Genomic DNA, 14093 nt, shown 5'->3' on the forward strand with positions numbered 1-14093 from the left:
CCACGATCCGGTTCTGGTTTGCATAGTATCTTGACGAGTTCCCAATCACATCGATGGATCAAAGCCGAAGCTTTGGTCCATGATATTCATGGTGTCTTCAAGAGACCGCATTTGTCAGCGTTCGAGATAGACCTTCTCAGTCTATCGCCAGAGCGCCGCCGCCTGCGTTTCTCTTTCCAAATCAACAATGTCAAAGACCCGAACCGCCTCAGCGGCCCCATCGTTTAGCGCCCGATGTCGGCGGAGGCGGCTATCTAGCGAACCCCGAATTCCATGTCAAATCGTTTTTTTCAAAACTTTCTGACTTTTCCAAACTGCCCCGCCGCGAGGCAGGGAATTCAGAGTTGGCAGCTTTTAAAGACGCCACCAAATCCAGTCAAGCTATTTCTTCAAGAAATCCCGAAGCGATAACTCAAACCGTTCCTTTGAAATACTTGAAAGCTCTTTGAAAGCCTCCAAACATCTCAGGGAGGGCGGCTTCTAAAGAAGCCAATACCTCCTGTCAACCGGGCTCTCTGAATTCACCAGAAGAACGACAGATGCCGCACCATAAGGCAAAACCGGAGCCGTAAGCGCGCCCGACGGGAGCGCTTGTCATTTCCGTGACAGATTCGATTGAGGCTGCGGAGACTAACGATCGATCCAGTGAAACACAAGGCCAAATCGGCCCCGGTTTCGCCGGACGGGAAAGTCTGCCCCGCAGCGAGGGGCGGCTTCTAGGGCCTGATTTCCACCCCTGCAAGACAGAATGACGACAATTATCCCCAGTCGCCCGATTGAACTGTGCACGGATGCTTGCGTCCGCTCCGCGCGTCGCCCAGAAATCGGCGCCTGAGGAGTATCGGCATCCATGTTGTCCCAAAAGGCGCGCTATGCCCTTCGCGCGATGATCGAACTGGCCCGCGCCGAAGATCAGGTCACTGCAGGGGAGCTCTCGCAGCGCGCCGATGCGCCGCGCAAGTTTCTTGAAGCGATCCTGCTGTCGCTCAGTCGCCAGGCGTTGGTCATCAGCCGGCGCGGCAAGTTTGGGGGCTACCGCCTGGGCCGCCCGGCGGACCAAATCAGCTTTGCCGAGATCATTCGTCTGGTCGACGGCCCCCTGGCCCTGACCCCCTGCGTCAGCCGCACGGCCTTCAAGCGTTGTGACGATTGCCGGGATCTGGCGACCTGCGCACTTCGCGAGGCCCTGCTCAGGGCGCGTGATGCCACGGCGGCCGTGCTTGAAGGTTACAGCCTCGCCGATGCCGTGAACGGTGAAGGGGCAGACCTGCTGGGCTGATAGCCCTCTGCCCCCTCGCCTTCCGGTAAGACCCAGACCGGCGCGCCGCCCGGCTCCGGACGACGCGGTCGGTCAACCGGACTAGCCGGCCGAAATATAGGCCTTGAGCCCGTCGGCCTCGGCCTGGGCCTCATCGATCTTGTACTTCACAAGGTCACCGATCGAGATGATCCCGGCCAGACGCCCCCCCCGCACGACCGGCAGGTGCCGGATGCGACGGTCCGACATCCGCTCGAGCAGGGCATCGACCGACTCTTCCGGGTGGGCGAAGATGACTTCGGAACTCATGCAGGCCGTGATCGGCTTGGTCAGGGCGCTGGCCCCTTCCCGCGCGATGACCCGTACAATGTCACGCTCGGACAGGATCCCGACCACCGCCTCATCGGCATCAACAATCACCATGGCCCCGACCCGGCGGGAATGGAGCAGGGCCGCAGCCGCCCCCACAGTCTCCTGCGGTGAAGCGGTGAAAACGAGATCGCCCTTGTCCTTCAAAATCTGAGAAACCAGCACAGCGCACCTCCCTTATGTTCTTATATAGAGGGAGGGTCTCGCAAAGCCGCCCCGGGATCAATGGGTCTGTGACTTGCCGGCCAGGGCGGCGAATGGCGAGACCAGAAGCGCGCCGACGGCAAAGCCGAACAGATGGACGTCCCAGGCAACCCGGCCCAGGCCCATGAACTCTCCGGCGACCGCCAGGACGAGGTTGGTGATCAGCCAGGCCACCGCCAGCGACAGGGCTCTGGGGGCCAGGGGGCTGCTCAGTTGGCCCGGGCGATCCAGCAGGCGCGCGGCGGCACCCATCAGGCCCGCCACGGCACCGGACGCGCCGACCACCGGGTCCAACGAGGCCGGCTGCAGCAGCACATGGCCCGCCCCCGAAAGCGCACCACACATCATATAGAAGAGCCCGAACAGGACCGTACCCCGGATGCCCTGCCCCAGGAGCCGGGCCACCGGCGCGCCGAACGCCAGGGCAAAGGCGGCGTTCAGTCCGGCATGGGCCCAGCCACTATGAAGAAAGTTGTAGGTCAGCAGCCCCGACAGAGCGCCGGATGCAACCTGGGCCGGCACCAGGGCCAACTCATAGAGTGTCGCATCGCTCGCCCCCGCCATCAGCAAGTGCGGCAGAAGGATGCTGGCCACCGCCAGCAGCGGTGGCAGGGGCGTATTGAAAAGCGGTTCGCGGCGGTCCTGGGTCATCATCGTCTCAGATAGGGTCGCCCGCTCCGCACCGGAACTGCTGCCCGACATGCTTAACCCTTTTGCGAGACCTTGGCGCTAGACCTGACAGCATAGGGTTTTGACGTCGGTGTGCTCGCACCCCGCGCGTCCTTAGTCGCGGAGGCTCCCATGGCCTGGCATTGGAAAAACAGACTCGGTCTCGGCACCGGCCTGGGCATCGCCCTTCTGGGCCTGGCCGGGACTGCGGCCGCCCAGACCATGACCACCAATTCCGCCGGCTTCAATGCCGGTTATGGCCGTATCGCCGGTCAGGAAAACCGGGTCGTCGAGTACTCCACCCGTGACGCCTACGGTAATCGCATCATCGTCGACGGCGTCATGCTGACCGGGGCCGACCAGAGCGTCTATTCCTCCAGCCATTCCTCCGGCTCGCTCGACTCCTATTCCGGGGTCGGAAGCCTGGGCGGCTACAGCGGTGCCACGGCCATCGGCAACAACCTGACCGTCATCACCCAGGGCAACAACAACACCGTGATCGTCAATTCGAACCAGGTGAACACCGGCAACGTCACCGCAGGCTCGACGGTCAACGGCGGGGTCTCCAATGGGAAGTAAGCGCCTCACCTTCGTCCTGGCCGCCCTGGCGTGCAGCGGCCTGACCGCCTGCGCCAGCGTGCCGGCGGTCTCGACGGCGGGCAACTACGCCACGCCGATCGGCACCGCGCCGGTTACGGCCAATCCGACCGACTATTCCACGGCCCTGGTCTGCCTGAACCAGTACGCCAAGCAGAACCGCATCATCGCCCCGCGCGTGGCGATCGGCCGGATCGCGGACTATACCGGCAAGGAAGAGTCTGACGGCTCAGGCCGCAAGGTCACCCAGGGGGCTTCCCTGCTGGCCATGACCGCCTTCGCCAAGGCCGGCATGCCGATGGTCGAACGGTTCGATACCTCGGTCTCGGAATTCGAGCTGAAGTACGCCAACAACAAGCTGATCAGCGACCGGCCGGCCCCGGGGGCCGATGTCCCGGCCGACTACCGCCGCATCCTGGCCGGCCAGGTCCCGGGCTCTGACTTCTATGTGGTCGGCGGCATCACCGAGCTGAACTACAACATCCGCTCGGCCGGCGTGGACGCCTATGCCGGCGACAAGGATACCGACGGGCTAAAGGGCAACTTCAAGCGCCGGGTGTTCGTGATGAACATCGCGCTCGACCTGCGGCTGGTGAACACCCGCACCCTCGAGGTGGTCGACGTGGTCGCCTACCAGAAGCAGGTCGTGGGCCGCGAGGTCAGTGTCGGCGTGTTCGACTTCCTCAATGGCAATATCTTCGACATTTCGGGCGGCCGAGGAGCCCTGGAGCCGATCCAGCTGGCGGTTCGGGCCCTGATCGAGCGCTCGGTCGTCGAGTTCAGTGCCAATCTCTACGGCATGCCGGGTCCGCAGGGCTGCATGCAGTTCGACCCCATGGGCGATGCCACCGTGGGCCACACCGGCGCGTTCGTACCCGCCTACAACAATCTGGGAACCAACAATGCGCAGACCCGCGAAGACCCGTCTCGCTGGAACGCTCGCCGCGATCCCGATCTGCGCGATGCTGAGCGGGGCCGCTACTAGCCAGACGACCTCCAGCCCGGTCCTGAACAACCAGATCAATCTCGGTGACGTCTTCGCCGGGCAGACCCTGAACGTCCAGACCGTCAGCGAGGGCTTTACGGCCACGACTACCGCCCCGGCCAACAGCGCCATGGTGTCGGTTCAGGACGCCGATGCGTCCATGACCTCCAACCAGGACAATTCCGGCACCGTGCTGGCCCATGGGGTGGTCAACCTGACCGGCACGGCCGGCGCGACCAGCAGCATGACCACGGTCGCCGCCGGTAACTCGGGCACGGCCGCAGCGGTCGGCGGCACACTGTCGGCCTTCATGGTCCAGCGCAATCTTGCAGCGGCCACGGCCCGCAGCCAGCTTGAAGCCGAGGACGCCGAGATCGCCGACGTCTCGATAAGCACCCTGGCCAGCGGCAATACCCAGGGGGTGACCCTGGTCAATGGCTCGGCCGGCGCGCGCATCACCCAGAACAACCAGGCGGGCGTGCTGGCCGACGGCGGCGCGGTCGTGCGCCATGTCACCGGCACCTCGGCGGTGTCCGGCGTGGCCACGGCCAACAACATCACCCTGGGCGGCAGCAACCAGTCGGCGGCGCGGATCATCACCGACCAGGCCAATACGGCCGCCGTCACCCAGGCCAGCAAGTTCACGGCCTATGGCAACAGCTATCTGACCAGCACCGCCGCCTCAGCCAGCGGCAACAATCTGTCAGCCAGCAATGAAGGTCCCCTGCTCGACGTCGCCGCGCACCAGTACAACACGGCCTATGTTCGGGCCCAGGCCGAAGAGACCTCTTACCAGTTCGGTGCGGCCCAGGTGACGGCCCAGGGGGTCGGCAACTCGGCCCTCGCCGGCAACTACGGCCAGGCCCTGGTGCTGGACAATGTCCAGACCAATGACGGTGGCGGTGTCGAGGTGATCGCCAGCTTCGGCGGCGAAAGCGGCTATGACGCCGTCAGCAGCGCAACGGCCATGGGCAATGCGGTGACGGGCTATTCGTGCTCGCTGTGCAGCGGCACGATGAGCGTCAACAATACCCAGGCCAACAATGTCGATGTCGCCGCCCGCAACACTGTGACGGTGGGCAGCTATGGTCGCTCGATCGTCGGGATCAGCACGGCCACCGGCAACAATGCCAGCTTCCATGTGAGCTCGCCCGGTCACTGATCCGGGGCCGGACGCGGACTGATCGCCTCGCAGGCCAGCCCTTCAGGGACGGAAACGGCATAGCCCCCGGGCTGCGCCGGATTTAGGCGTTTCTTCGCCGCCATCCCTGATATAGGGCCCTGCTTCGCGACTTTCCGACGCTCCCCGAGAACGATCACTCATGGCTTCCCCACCCCGCGCCCCGGTCCTGGCGCTCAAGGACGTACGACTGGCCGACGGTGCCAAGCCCCTGTTCGACGGCGTCGACCTGGCGCTCGAGCCCCGGGTGCGCGCCTGTCTTGTCGGGCGCAACGGCGCGGGAAAGTCGACGCTTCTGAAGATCCTCGCGGCCCAGGGTGCCGAGCCGGACAGCGGCGAACGTTCGGTGCAGCCGGGGGCCCGGATCATCTTCGTCAGCCAGGAACCGGAAATCACCGGCGAGACCTTGCTCGACTACTGCACCGCCGGCGGGGCCCAGGACTATGAGGCCCAGGCCACCCTGGCAGACTTCGGGCTGGATCCCGAGAAGGGCACCCAGGGCCTGTCGGGCGGCGAGCGTCGCCGCGCGGCCCTGGCGCGGGCCTTCGCCGAGCAGCCCGACGTGCTGCTGCTGGACGAGCCGACCAACCACCTGGACATCTTCGCCATCCAGACCCTGGAAGAGGAACTGGCCGCCTCGAAATGCGCCGCGCTGATCGTCAGCCACGACCGCGCCTTCCTCAATCGGGTCACCCAGCGAACGTTCTGGCTGGAGCATCGCAAGGTGCGTCGCCTCGACAAGGGCTTTGCCGAGTTCGAGCTCTGGAGCGAACAGGTCCTGGCCGCCGAGGCCGACGAGGAACGTCGCCTCAACAAGCAGCTGGAAAAGGAAAACGCCTGGCTGGCGCGGGGCGTCCAGGGCCGCCGGGCCCGCAATGAAGGTCGCCGTCGGGCCCTGATGGACCTGCGCAGCCAGAAGAAGGACCTGCAGGGCGACAAGCGCGGGGCCATCTATATGGCTGTCGAAACCGCCGCCATCTCGGGAAAGAAGGTGGTCGAGGCCAAGGGCGTGACCAAGCGCTTCGGCGACCGCGTCATTATCGAGGACTTCTCGACCCGCATCCTGCGCGGCGACCGCGTGGCGCTGGTCGGTCCCAACGGGGCGGGCAAGACCACCCTGGTCCGCATGTTGCTGGGCGAAATCCCCATCGACGCCGGCACGGTGACCCTCGGGACCAATCTCGAGATCTCCTATGTCGACCAGAACCGCATGGCGCTGTCGGAGAAGATGACCCTGTGGGACTTCCTGACCCCGGGTGGCGGCGACTCCATCCTCGTGCGCGGCCAGCCCAAGCATGTGGCGGCCTATGCCAAGGACTTCCTGTTCACCGAGGCCCAGTTGCGCCAGCCGGTCACCAGCCTGTCGGGCGGTGAGCGCAACCGCCTGCTGCTGGCCCGGGCCCTGGCCTCGCCCACCAACCTGATGGTGCTGGACGAACCGACCAACGACCTCGACATGGACACCCTCGACCTGCTCGAGGAACTGCTGGCCGACTTCGAGGGGACGCTGATCCTGGTCAGCCACGACCGGGACTTCATCGACCGGCTCGCGACCTCAACCATTGCGATGAACGGCCATGGTGCCGTCCTCGAGACCCCCGGCGGCTGGACCGATCTGATCGACCAGAGCCCAGACTTCTTCAAGGGCGCACGCGGCGCGGCCGGCGACTTCGCCACCGGTACGGGCTCGCACAAGGCGGTCGTGGCCGCGCCCCCGCCGCCCCGCAAGAGCGGCAAGCTGTCCTACAAGGATCAGCGCCGTTTCGAGGAGTGCGAGGCCCTGATCGCCGCCAGTCCGAAGATCATCGCCGATCTCGAGAAGAAGCTGGAGGATCCGAACTTCTATGCTCGCGATCCGGTCGGCTTCGACAAGGTGATGAAGGCGATCGACAAGGCCCGGGCGGATCTGGCGACCGCCGAGGAGGACTGGCTGGCGCTTGAGGAAAAGCGCGAGACCATGGCTGGCTGATCCGGACGGGCGCCGCCGTGGCGGAATGCCACAGCGCCGGTTCCCCTGTCCCCGTGCTTCGATCTCAACCGGATATTGTGATTTCCGCGCCAAGGTGCGCCGGAACGACCCCGGGGGCGGAAGATCGATGACAGCGGCCGGAGCGATCCGCGATGTGCGGCGCCAGAACCTTGTTCTGGCGGTGCTCCTTGCTGTCTATGTCGCCTTCCTGGCCTTCTACGACCTCAAGACCCGTGGCCCGACCGGCATGCCGGCGCTCTGGCCTTGCAATGCCCTGCTCGCGGTTGGCCTGCTGCGCCTGGAAGGCTGGCGACCGCTCGCCATGCTGGTCACCTGCATCATCAGTTGCATCGTCATGCACACCCTGGCCGGAGACCCTGCCGCGGTCGCGCTGATCTACACCGCCTGCGACACGGTCGAGGCGATCCTGATCGCCCTGATGGTTCGCCAGGTCCTGAAGCGCCCGGTCCATATCCGCAGCCTGCAACAGGCCCTGCAGATCGTGGTGCTGGCCCTGCCGATCACCATCCTGATGGCGACGGTCGGGTCGGCACTGTGCGCCTTTGCCGAAAACGAGAGCATCACGGACTATTTTGCCGACTGGGCCTTTGCCAACGCCCTCGGCCAGGCGGTGACCCTGCCGGCGGCTCTGGTTCTGATGACGCCGGATACAGAGGCAGCGTTCCGCAAACCCCTGTGGCTGAACATGGTGCTCTATGGCCTGGTCGGTCTCGCCACGGCCATGGCCTTCAACAGTACGGCCAACCCCATGCCGTTCCTGATCTTCCCGGTCGCCATGCTGGCGGCGTTCCAGCTGGGGCCCCGCAGCGCCGCCTGGAGCGCGCTGATCGTCGGTGCCATTGCGGCACCGCTGACGATGATGGGGCGTGGCCCAACGACGATCAATCCGGTCTGGAACGAGCCCGACCGCTTCCGGATGATCCAGGCCTTCGTCATCACGATCTTCTTCACCTGCCTGGCCGCCGCCCTGGTGCTCGCCAAGCAGCACAGAATGAAACGCCTGCTGGTGCGCCGCCAGCGTACAGCCCGGGCCGCACGGGTTCGCGCCCAGGCCGCCAGCCTGGCCAAGACCGAGTTTCTGGCCACGATGAGCCACGAGATCCGGACCCCGCTCAACAGCATCCTCGGCTTTGCCGATCTCCTGGGGCGCAGCGAAACCCTTTCTCCCGAGGGTCATCGCAAACTTGATCTGATCGCCAGCGCCGGCGGATCGCTGGTCACGATCGTCAATGACGTTCTGGACTTCTCCCGGATCGAGGCCGGCCGGATCGAACTCGACCTCCGCCCGGTCCACCCGCGCGCCCTGCTCAACGATGCCGTGTCGATTATTGCACCGGCCGCACAGGCCAAGGGGCTGGTCCTCTCGGTCGACGCCGACGACGGGGACCAGACCTATCGGCTGGACGAGACCCGGCTGCGGCAGGTTCTGCTCAACCTCCTGAATAATGCGGTGAAGTTCACGGAGCGCGGCACAATCAGGGTCTCACTTCGGATCCAGGATGGCGGGGATGGCGATGTGCTGGCCCTCGACGTGTCGGACACGGGTATCGGCATTGCGTCCGAGCAACAGACCCTGCTTTTCCAGCGCTTCCAGCAAGCGGACAGTTCCATCCGCCGGAGCTATGGCGGCACGGGCCTTGGCCTGGCCATCTGCAAGGCCCTGGTCAACCTGATGGGCGGTGACATCAGTCTGGTGAGCGCTGCGGGCCAGGGTTCAACCTTCTCGGTCCGGTTGCCCGTCGTGGTCATGGAGCACTCGGCGGCGGATCTTGAGGTTTCGGAAGAGGCGCCTGCGGCTCGGGTCCTTCTGGTCGACGACCACCCGATGAACCGGCAACTGGGCAAGGCCATGCTGGAACTGGCCGGCTGCAGCGTGGTGACTGCGGAGGACGGCGACGAAGCGGTCAGACTGGTCGCCGAAACCCGCTTCGACGTGGTCCTGATGGATATTCACATGCCGCGCATGGACGGACTGGCGGCCAGTCGCGCCATCCGCGCCCTGCCCGGCCCCACGGGCCTGACCCCGATCATCGCCCTCAGCGCGGACGTCATGCCCCATCAGATTGAACGCTGCCTGAAAGCCGGCATGGTCGACCATGTCGCCAAGCCGATTGAACGTCAGGCTCTCTATGCCGCAATCAACCGCTGCCTGGCGCAGGCAGCGCTGGCGGCCTGAGCCACCAAGCTTTGCAGAAACTTGAATTTCCGAGCATGCCATGCATCCTCAAGATGAAGCGCCGGGCAGGCCCGACCCAGAATCAGCGGGTACCAGCCGTCCCTGTGGCCTGTCGAAGACGTCTGCGGCAAAGCGCCACAGCGGCCTGATTGCCAGCAACCGCGAAAGGGCTTGAGCGTATTGGTCGCGAGGGACGGAGCCGGCATGCAGCAACGACTGGCAGAGCGCGAACAGCAAAGGCAGACGACACTGCTGCTGACGCTGGCTGTCGCGATTGTGGCCAGCCTCGCCTTCAGCGACATCCTCACCCGCACAGCCCTCGGGATCGCCACCTTCTGGCCCGCGACCGCCCTCTTGGTCTTTGGGCTGATGGTCCTGCATCGCCGACGCGGTATCGGCCTGGCCGTTATGACGTTCTGCGCCCAGGTGGCGTTCGGCCTCCTGGTCGGGGATACGCCGGCCAAGGCCCTGATCTATGCCGGGCTCGACACGGGCCTGGCCTATGCCTTCTGGACCGTGACCCGAAGGGCCTGGGGCGGCCCCCCCCGGGTACGGACCATGCGGCAGCTGGCCCTTCTGGTCGCGATGGGCGCGCCGATCGCCCTGGCCTTCGCCATTCTTTGCGCGACCTTTCTCTACTTCATGGATGGGGGGCCGTTCCTGATCCTGCTCTGGGCGTGGTTTGCCCGCTCCGGGCTGGGTTTGGCTATTGTGCTGCCCGCGTCCCTGATCCTGCTCGACGCCGAACACCGCCGCAATTTCCGCCGCCCCCTCGGCGAGCGCCTGGCGCTGTATGCGGCCATCGCCCTGATCACAGCGACCTGCTTCTATCCCGGAGGCTTCTTCGCGCCCTTCATGATCTTCCCGTTTGCGATGATCGCCGCCTTCCGCCTAGGGGCCCGCGGCGCGGCCGAGAGCTCGCTGATCGTGGCCAGCGTCGCCATCCCGCTGGTCACCTCGGCCAGCAACGACATCATCGGCCTGCGATGGGGCACGGCCAATCCGATCCGGATCGTGCAGGTCTTTATCGCTCTCCTGTTCACCATGAGCCTCGCCACCGGCCTGGCCCTCGCCCAGCAGGAGCGGCTCAAACGACTCCTGGTCCGTCGGGAGCAGTTGACGCGCGCGGCGCGGGCCCGGGCCCTGGCCGCCACCGAAGCCAAGACCGAGTTCCTGGCGACCATGAGCCACGAGATCCGGACGCCCCTCAACAGTGTCCTTGGCTTTGCCCAACTGCTGGCGGCACGACAGGATTTGCCACCGGACGCTCGCCGGCAGGTCAACCTGATCGACTCCGCCGGCGGGGCCCTGCTGACTGTAGTCAACGACATTCTGGACTTCTCCAGGGTCGAGGCCGGGCAGGTCGACCTCCTGTCCCAGCCCACGTCTGCCGCCGCACTGCTAAGAGACACGGTCGCGATCATGGCCCCGGAAGCCCGGGCCAAGGGTCTCAGCCTGAATGTCGAGGTCATCGACCCGCTGGATGCTACCCACGACCTGGATGAAGTGCGCCTGCGCCAGGTGCTGCTGAACCTCCTGAACAATGCCGTAAAGTTCACGGATGCCGGCCGCGTCGATGCGCGCCTGCTGGTCGAAGCCGGAGACGGCGAGGATCGCCTGCGGTTTGAAGTCATCGATACCGGCGTCGGAATCTCCGCCGAAAAACTGCCCCTGCTGTTCCAGCGGTTCTCCCAGGTCGACAGCTCGGCCAGCCGCACCTATGGCGGCGCGGGTCTTGGCCTGGCGATCAGCCGCGCCCTGGTCGAGTTGATGGGCGGGCGGATCGGCGTCGACAGTGTTCCCGGGCGCGGCTCGTGCTTCTGGTTCGAAATCATGGCCCTGCCGGCCGAACCCCTGGACGTCCCGGAGCCCCGCCCCGTGCCGCCGCCCAGCGCGGCCAGGATCCTGCTGGTCGACGATCACCCGATGAATCGCGAGATCGGTGTGGCGCTGCTGACCCTGGCCGGATGCCAGGTCGATATCGCCGAGGACGGTCAGCAGGCCGTCGAGGCGGCAAGCCAGGGCCGCTACGACATCATCCTGATGGACATTCACATGCCCAGGATGGACGGGCTGGCCGCCACCCGCGCCATCCGCAACCTGCCCTCTCCTGCGGCGCACGTCCCGATCATTGCCATGAGCGCCGATGCCCTGCCGCAGCAGGTCGAGCGCTGCTATGCGGCCGGCATGGTCGATCACATCGCCAAGCCGATCCAGCGCGAGCTGCTCTATGCCAAGGTCGACCGCTGGCTGAACGCCCCTCCCCCCGACAGCCTTACCTGATCGCTGATCTCTCTTGGAAGACTCCCCGTACGCGCCTAAACCTTGGCACGTATCGTCCGGGAGAGACTCATGGGTGTTCGTCGCTTGGTCGTCTTGGCGCTCTGCGCTGTGGTTGCCGCCTGTTCTCCGGCAGAGAAGACCGCCCCCGAAGCCGCTGGCCGGACGGCCCTGAAGCTGGCGACCGACTGGCGGGCCGAGGCGGAGCTGGGCGGCTACTACCAGGCGCTGGCCACCGGCGAATATGCCAAGCGGGGCCTGGACGTGACCCTGATCCAGGGGGGGCCGGCGGTAAACGTGCCCCAGCTTCTGGCGACCGGGGCCGTGGATGTCGGGGTCGGCTCCAACAGCTTCGTCGTCATGAACCTCGCCAAGGAAAAGGCCCCGGTTAAGGCCGTCGCCGCCTTCATGCAGAAGGACCCGCAGGTCCTGATCGCCCACCCGGACCAGGGGATCGCGTCAATCGCCGACATGAAGGGCCATCCGATCCTGCTGTCGGATGCCTCGATCACGGCCTTCTGGGTCTGGCTCAAAGCCAAGTACGGCCTGACCGATGATCAGGTCCGCAAGTACAACTACAGCGCCGCACCCTTCCTCGCCGACAAGCGGGTGATCCAGCAGGGCTATGTGACCAGCGAGCCCTACCTCATCGAGAAGGAAGGCAAGCTCAAGCCGGCCGTCTTCCTGCTGGCCGACAACGGCTATCCCTCCTACGCCTCGATGGCCCTGGTGCCTGACAGCCTCATTGTACGCAATCCGGCCGCCGTTCAGGCCTTCGTCGAGGCCACGGCCGCCGGCTGGAAATCCTATCTGTATGGCGACGCCAAGCCGGGCGATGCGGCGATCCTGAAAGACAATCCGGAGATGACCCAGGATGTGCTGGATCAGGCCCGCGACAAGATGCGGACCTACGGAATCGTCGGCCAGGACGGCATCGGTGCCATGACCGACGCCCGCTGGGCCGAGTTCTTCAAGGTCGCCTCCGAGCAGGGGGTCTATCCCAAGGATCTCGACTACAGGCGCGCATACACCCTGCAGTTTTCACCGAAGCCGCAATGAGTCAGACGATCGCGGCGCTTTCGGCGGTCGAGGTCGACTACCCCCGGCGGGGCCGTGCCCTCGGACCGGTCGACCTGACCCTCAGGGCCGGAGAGATCGTGGCGCTGGTCGGCCCATCGGGCTGCGGCAAGTCGACCGCCCTGCGCCTGCTGGCCGGGCTGGAGCAACCCAGCCGGGGCGAAGTGACCCGCGCGACCGGCAAGGGTGAAACCGCCGTGGTCTTCCAGGCTGCCACCCTGGCCCCGTGGCTCAGCGCCCTCGACAATGTCGCCCTCCCCCTGGACCTGGCCGGCGAAAAGCGCCCCGAAGCCCGCATCGCCGCCGCTGACGCCCTGACCCGGGTCGGCCTGGGCGACGCCCTGAACGCCCGCCCCGCCCAGCTTTCGGGCGGCATGGCCATGCGCGTCTCCCTGGCCCGAGCCCTGGTCACCCGGCCGCGCCTGCTGCTGCTGGACGAGCCCTTCGCAGCGCTCGACGAGATTACGCGACGGGTCCTGGCCGATGACGTCCTGGCGCTGGCGGCAGACCTGACCCCGGCCGTCGTCTTCGTGACCCATAATGTCGAGGAAGCCGTCTACATGGCGGCGCGCGTGGTGGTCATGACCCCGGGACCGGGCCTGATCGCCGGCGAGGTCATTATCGATGCGCCCCTGGTGCGACCACCCGGCTTCAGAACCACCGAAGCCTTCCGTCAGGCGGCGGAAACCGTTTCAGGCCTCCTTGCCCGGGCCGGGACGCGCGCGGCATGAAGTCCCTGTCGCCGATCCTGTCGCCGCTGATCCTCATCGGCGTCCTTCTGATCATCTGGGAAGTCGCCTGTGCCCGGCTTGGCATCGCGCCCTACCTGCTGCCCCCGCCGAGCGCGATCTGGACGGCCCTGTGCGACGGATGGAGCCTTTTGCTGGCCTCGGCCTGGGGGACACTGTCGACCGCGCTTCTGGCCCTGGTGATCGCCAGTGTCCTGGCCTGTACCCTGGCCCTGGCCGTCAGCTTCAGCCCGTTGATCGAGGATGCCGTCCGGCCGATTGCCGTGACCCTGCAGGTCACGCCCCTCGTCGCGATTGCGCCGCTGGTGACGATCTGGGCCGGGATCGATCATCCCGAGCGCGCCGTCGTCGGCCTTGCGGCCGTCGTGGCCTTCTTCCCGATCTTCTCGGGCGCACTGACGGGGCTGAAGGCTGTCGATCCCGACCTCGGCCGGCTGTTTGATCTCTACGGGGCCAGCCCGTCCCAGCGGCTGTGGCGGCTGCGCCTGCCCTCGGCCATTCCGTCGCTGCTCGAAGGACACAAGGTGGCAACCGGACTGGCCGTGATCGGTGCAGTCGT

General features: G+C 65.9%; 12 protein-coding genes and 1 pseudogene. 11 read left to right on the top strand and 2 right to left on the bottom strand.

The genetic code is table 11. From position 1 onward, the window contains the following. Both DBR10_RS19920 and DBR10_RS09760 read left to right on the top strand, forming a co-directional pair. Positions 1 to 228, top strand: a pseudogene (locus DBR10_RS19920) (hypothetical protein); the annotation flags it as partial. 622 nt (positions 229 to 850) lie between these two features. Next, complete coding sequence (locus DBR10_RS09760) at positions 851 to 1279, top strand: RrF2 family transcriptional regulator (protein WP_108504173.1); 429 nt, start codon at positions 851 to 853, stop codon at positions 1277 to 1279. 81 nt (positions 1280 to 1360) lie between these two features. Here DBR10_RS09760 and DBR10_RS09765 read toward each other — a convergent pair whose 3' ends face one another. Next, a complete protein-coding gene (locus DBR10_RS09765; protein WP_108504174.1) occupies positions 1361 to 1792 on the bottom strand; it encodes a CBS domain-containing protein in 432 nt (143 codons plus the stop codon). A 57-nt stretch (positions 1793 to 1849) separates the two neighbouring features. After that, a complete protein-coding gene (locus tag DBR10_RS09770) occupies positions 1850 to 2533 on the bottom strand; it encodes a rhomboid family intramembrane serine protease (RefSeq protein ID WP_233243357.1) in 684 nt (227 codons plus the stop codon). A 99-nt stretch (positions 2534 to 2632) separates the two neighbouring features. Here DBR10_RS09770 and hfaA point away from each other — a divergent pair, with 99 nt between their 5' ends. From hfaA to DBR10_RS09815, 9 genes are all read left to right on the top strand, one after another. After that, complete coding sequence (hfaA, locus tag DBR10_RS09775) at positions 2633 to 3079, top strand: holdfast anchoring protein HfaA (RefSeq protein ID WP_108504175.1); 447 nt, start codon at positions 2633 to 2635, stop codon at positions 3077 to 3079. Continuing rightward, positions 3069 to 4082: a holdfast anchoring protein HfaB gene (gene hfaB, locus DBR10_RS09780; protein ID WP_108504176.1), complete on the top strand. Its 1014-nt coding sequence runs from the start codon at positions 3069 to 3071 to the stop codon at positions 4080 to 4082. Before hfaA ends, hfaB begins: the two co-directional genes overlap by 11 nt. After that, on the top strand, positions 4000 to 5244 hold the full coding sequence (gene hfaD, locus DBR10_RS09785; protein ID WP_108504177.1) for a holdfast anchor protein HfaD: 1245 nt from the start codon (positions 4000 to 4002) through the stop codon (positions 5242 to 5244). Before hfaB ends, hfaD begins: the two co-directional genes overlap by 83 nt. A gap of 160 nt (positions 5245 to 5404) precedes the next feature. Beyond that, positions 5405 to 7231, top strand: coding sequence for an ABC-F family ATP-binding cassette domain-containing protein (locus tag DBR10_RS09790; RefSeq protein WP_108504178.1), 1827 nt, complete (start codon positions 5405 to 5407; stop codon positions 7229 to 7231). Positions 7232 to 7358: 127 nt separating this feature from the next. Then, a complete protein-coding gene (locus DBR10_RS09795) occupies positions 7359 to 9428 on the top strand; it encodes an ATP-binding protein (protein ID WP_158272188.1) in 2070 nt (689 codons plus the stop codon). A 204-nt stretch (positions 9429 to 9632) separates the two neighbouring features. Continuing rightward, positions 9633 to 11711, top strand: coding sequence for a hybrid sensor histidine kinase/response regulator (locus DBR10_RS09800; RefSeq protein ID WP_108504180.1), 2079 nt, complete (start codon positions 9633 to 9635; stop codon positions 11709 to 11711). 69 nt (positions 11712 to 11780) lie between these two features. After that, positions 11781 to 12767 (top strand): ABC transporter substrate-binding protein, encoded by a 987-nt coding sequence (locus tag DBR10_RS09805; RefSeq protein ID WP_108504181.1) that lies wholly within the window; start codon positions 11781 to 11783, stop codon positions 12765 to 12767. After that, the gene (locus DBR10_RS09810) at positions 12764 to 13516 is read left to right on the top strand and encodes an ABC transporter ATP-binding protein (RefSeq protein ID WP_108504182.1); all 753 of its coding nucleotides are present in this window, start codon (positions 12764 to 12766) and stop codon (positions 13514 to 13516) included. Before DBR10_RS09805 ends, DBR10_RS09810 begins: the two co-directional genes overlap by 4 nt. 5 nt (positions 13517 to 13521) lie before the next feature. Then, the coding region (locus tag DBR10_RS09815; RefSeq protein ID WP_233243358.1) for an ABC transporter permease at positions 13522 to 14093 on the top strand (572 nt) is incomplete at its 3' end.

Source organism: Caulobacter sp. HMWF025 (genome assembly GCF_003060965.1).
GTDB lineage: Bacteria > Pseudomonadota > Alphaproteobacteria > Caulobacterales > Caulobacteraceae > Caulobacter.

Bases quoted from the DNA above. Each gene is read 5' to 3' on its own strand.
- DBR10_RS09805 (WP_108504181.1), top strand. From the start codon at position 11,781: ATGGGTGTTCGTCGCTTGGTCGTCTTGGCGCTCTGCGCTGTGGTTGCC.
- DBR10_RS09800 (WP_108504180.1), top strand. From the start codon at position 9,633: ATGCAGCAACGACTGGCAGAGCGCGAACAGCAAAGGCAGACGACACTG.
- hfaA (WP_108504175.1), top strand. From the start codon at position 2,633: ATGGCCTGGCATTGGAAAAACAGACTCGGTCTCGGCACCGGCCTGGGC.
- hfaB (WP_108504176.1), top strand. From the start codon at position 3,069: ATGGGAAGTAAGCGCCTCACCTTCGTCCTGGCCGCCCTGGCGTGCAGC.
- hfaD (WP_108504177.1), top strand. From the start codon at position 4,000: ATGCGCAGACCCGCGAAGACCCGTCTCGCTGGAACGCTCGCCGCGATC.
- DBR10_RS09795 (WP_158272188.1), top strand. From the start codon at position 7,359: ATGACAGCGGCCGGAGCGATCCGCGATGTGCGGCGCCAGAACCTTGTT.
- DBR10_RS09760 (WP_108504173.1), top strand. From the start codon at position 851: ATGTTGTCCCAAAAGGCGCGCTATGCCCTTCGCGCGATGATCGAACTG.
- DBR10_RS09810 (WP_108504182.1), top strand. From the start codon at position 12,764: ATGAGTCAGACGATCGCGGCGCTTTCGGCGGTCGAGGTCGACTACCCC.
- DBR10_RS09770 (WP_233243357.1), bottom strand. From the start codon at position 2,533: ATGTCGGGCAGCAGTTCCGGTGCGGAGCGGGCGACCCTATCTGAGACG.
- DBR10_RS09790 (WP_108504178.1), top strand. From the start codon at position 5,405: ATGGCTTCCCCACCCCGCGCCCCGGTCCTGGCGCTCAAGGACGTACGA.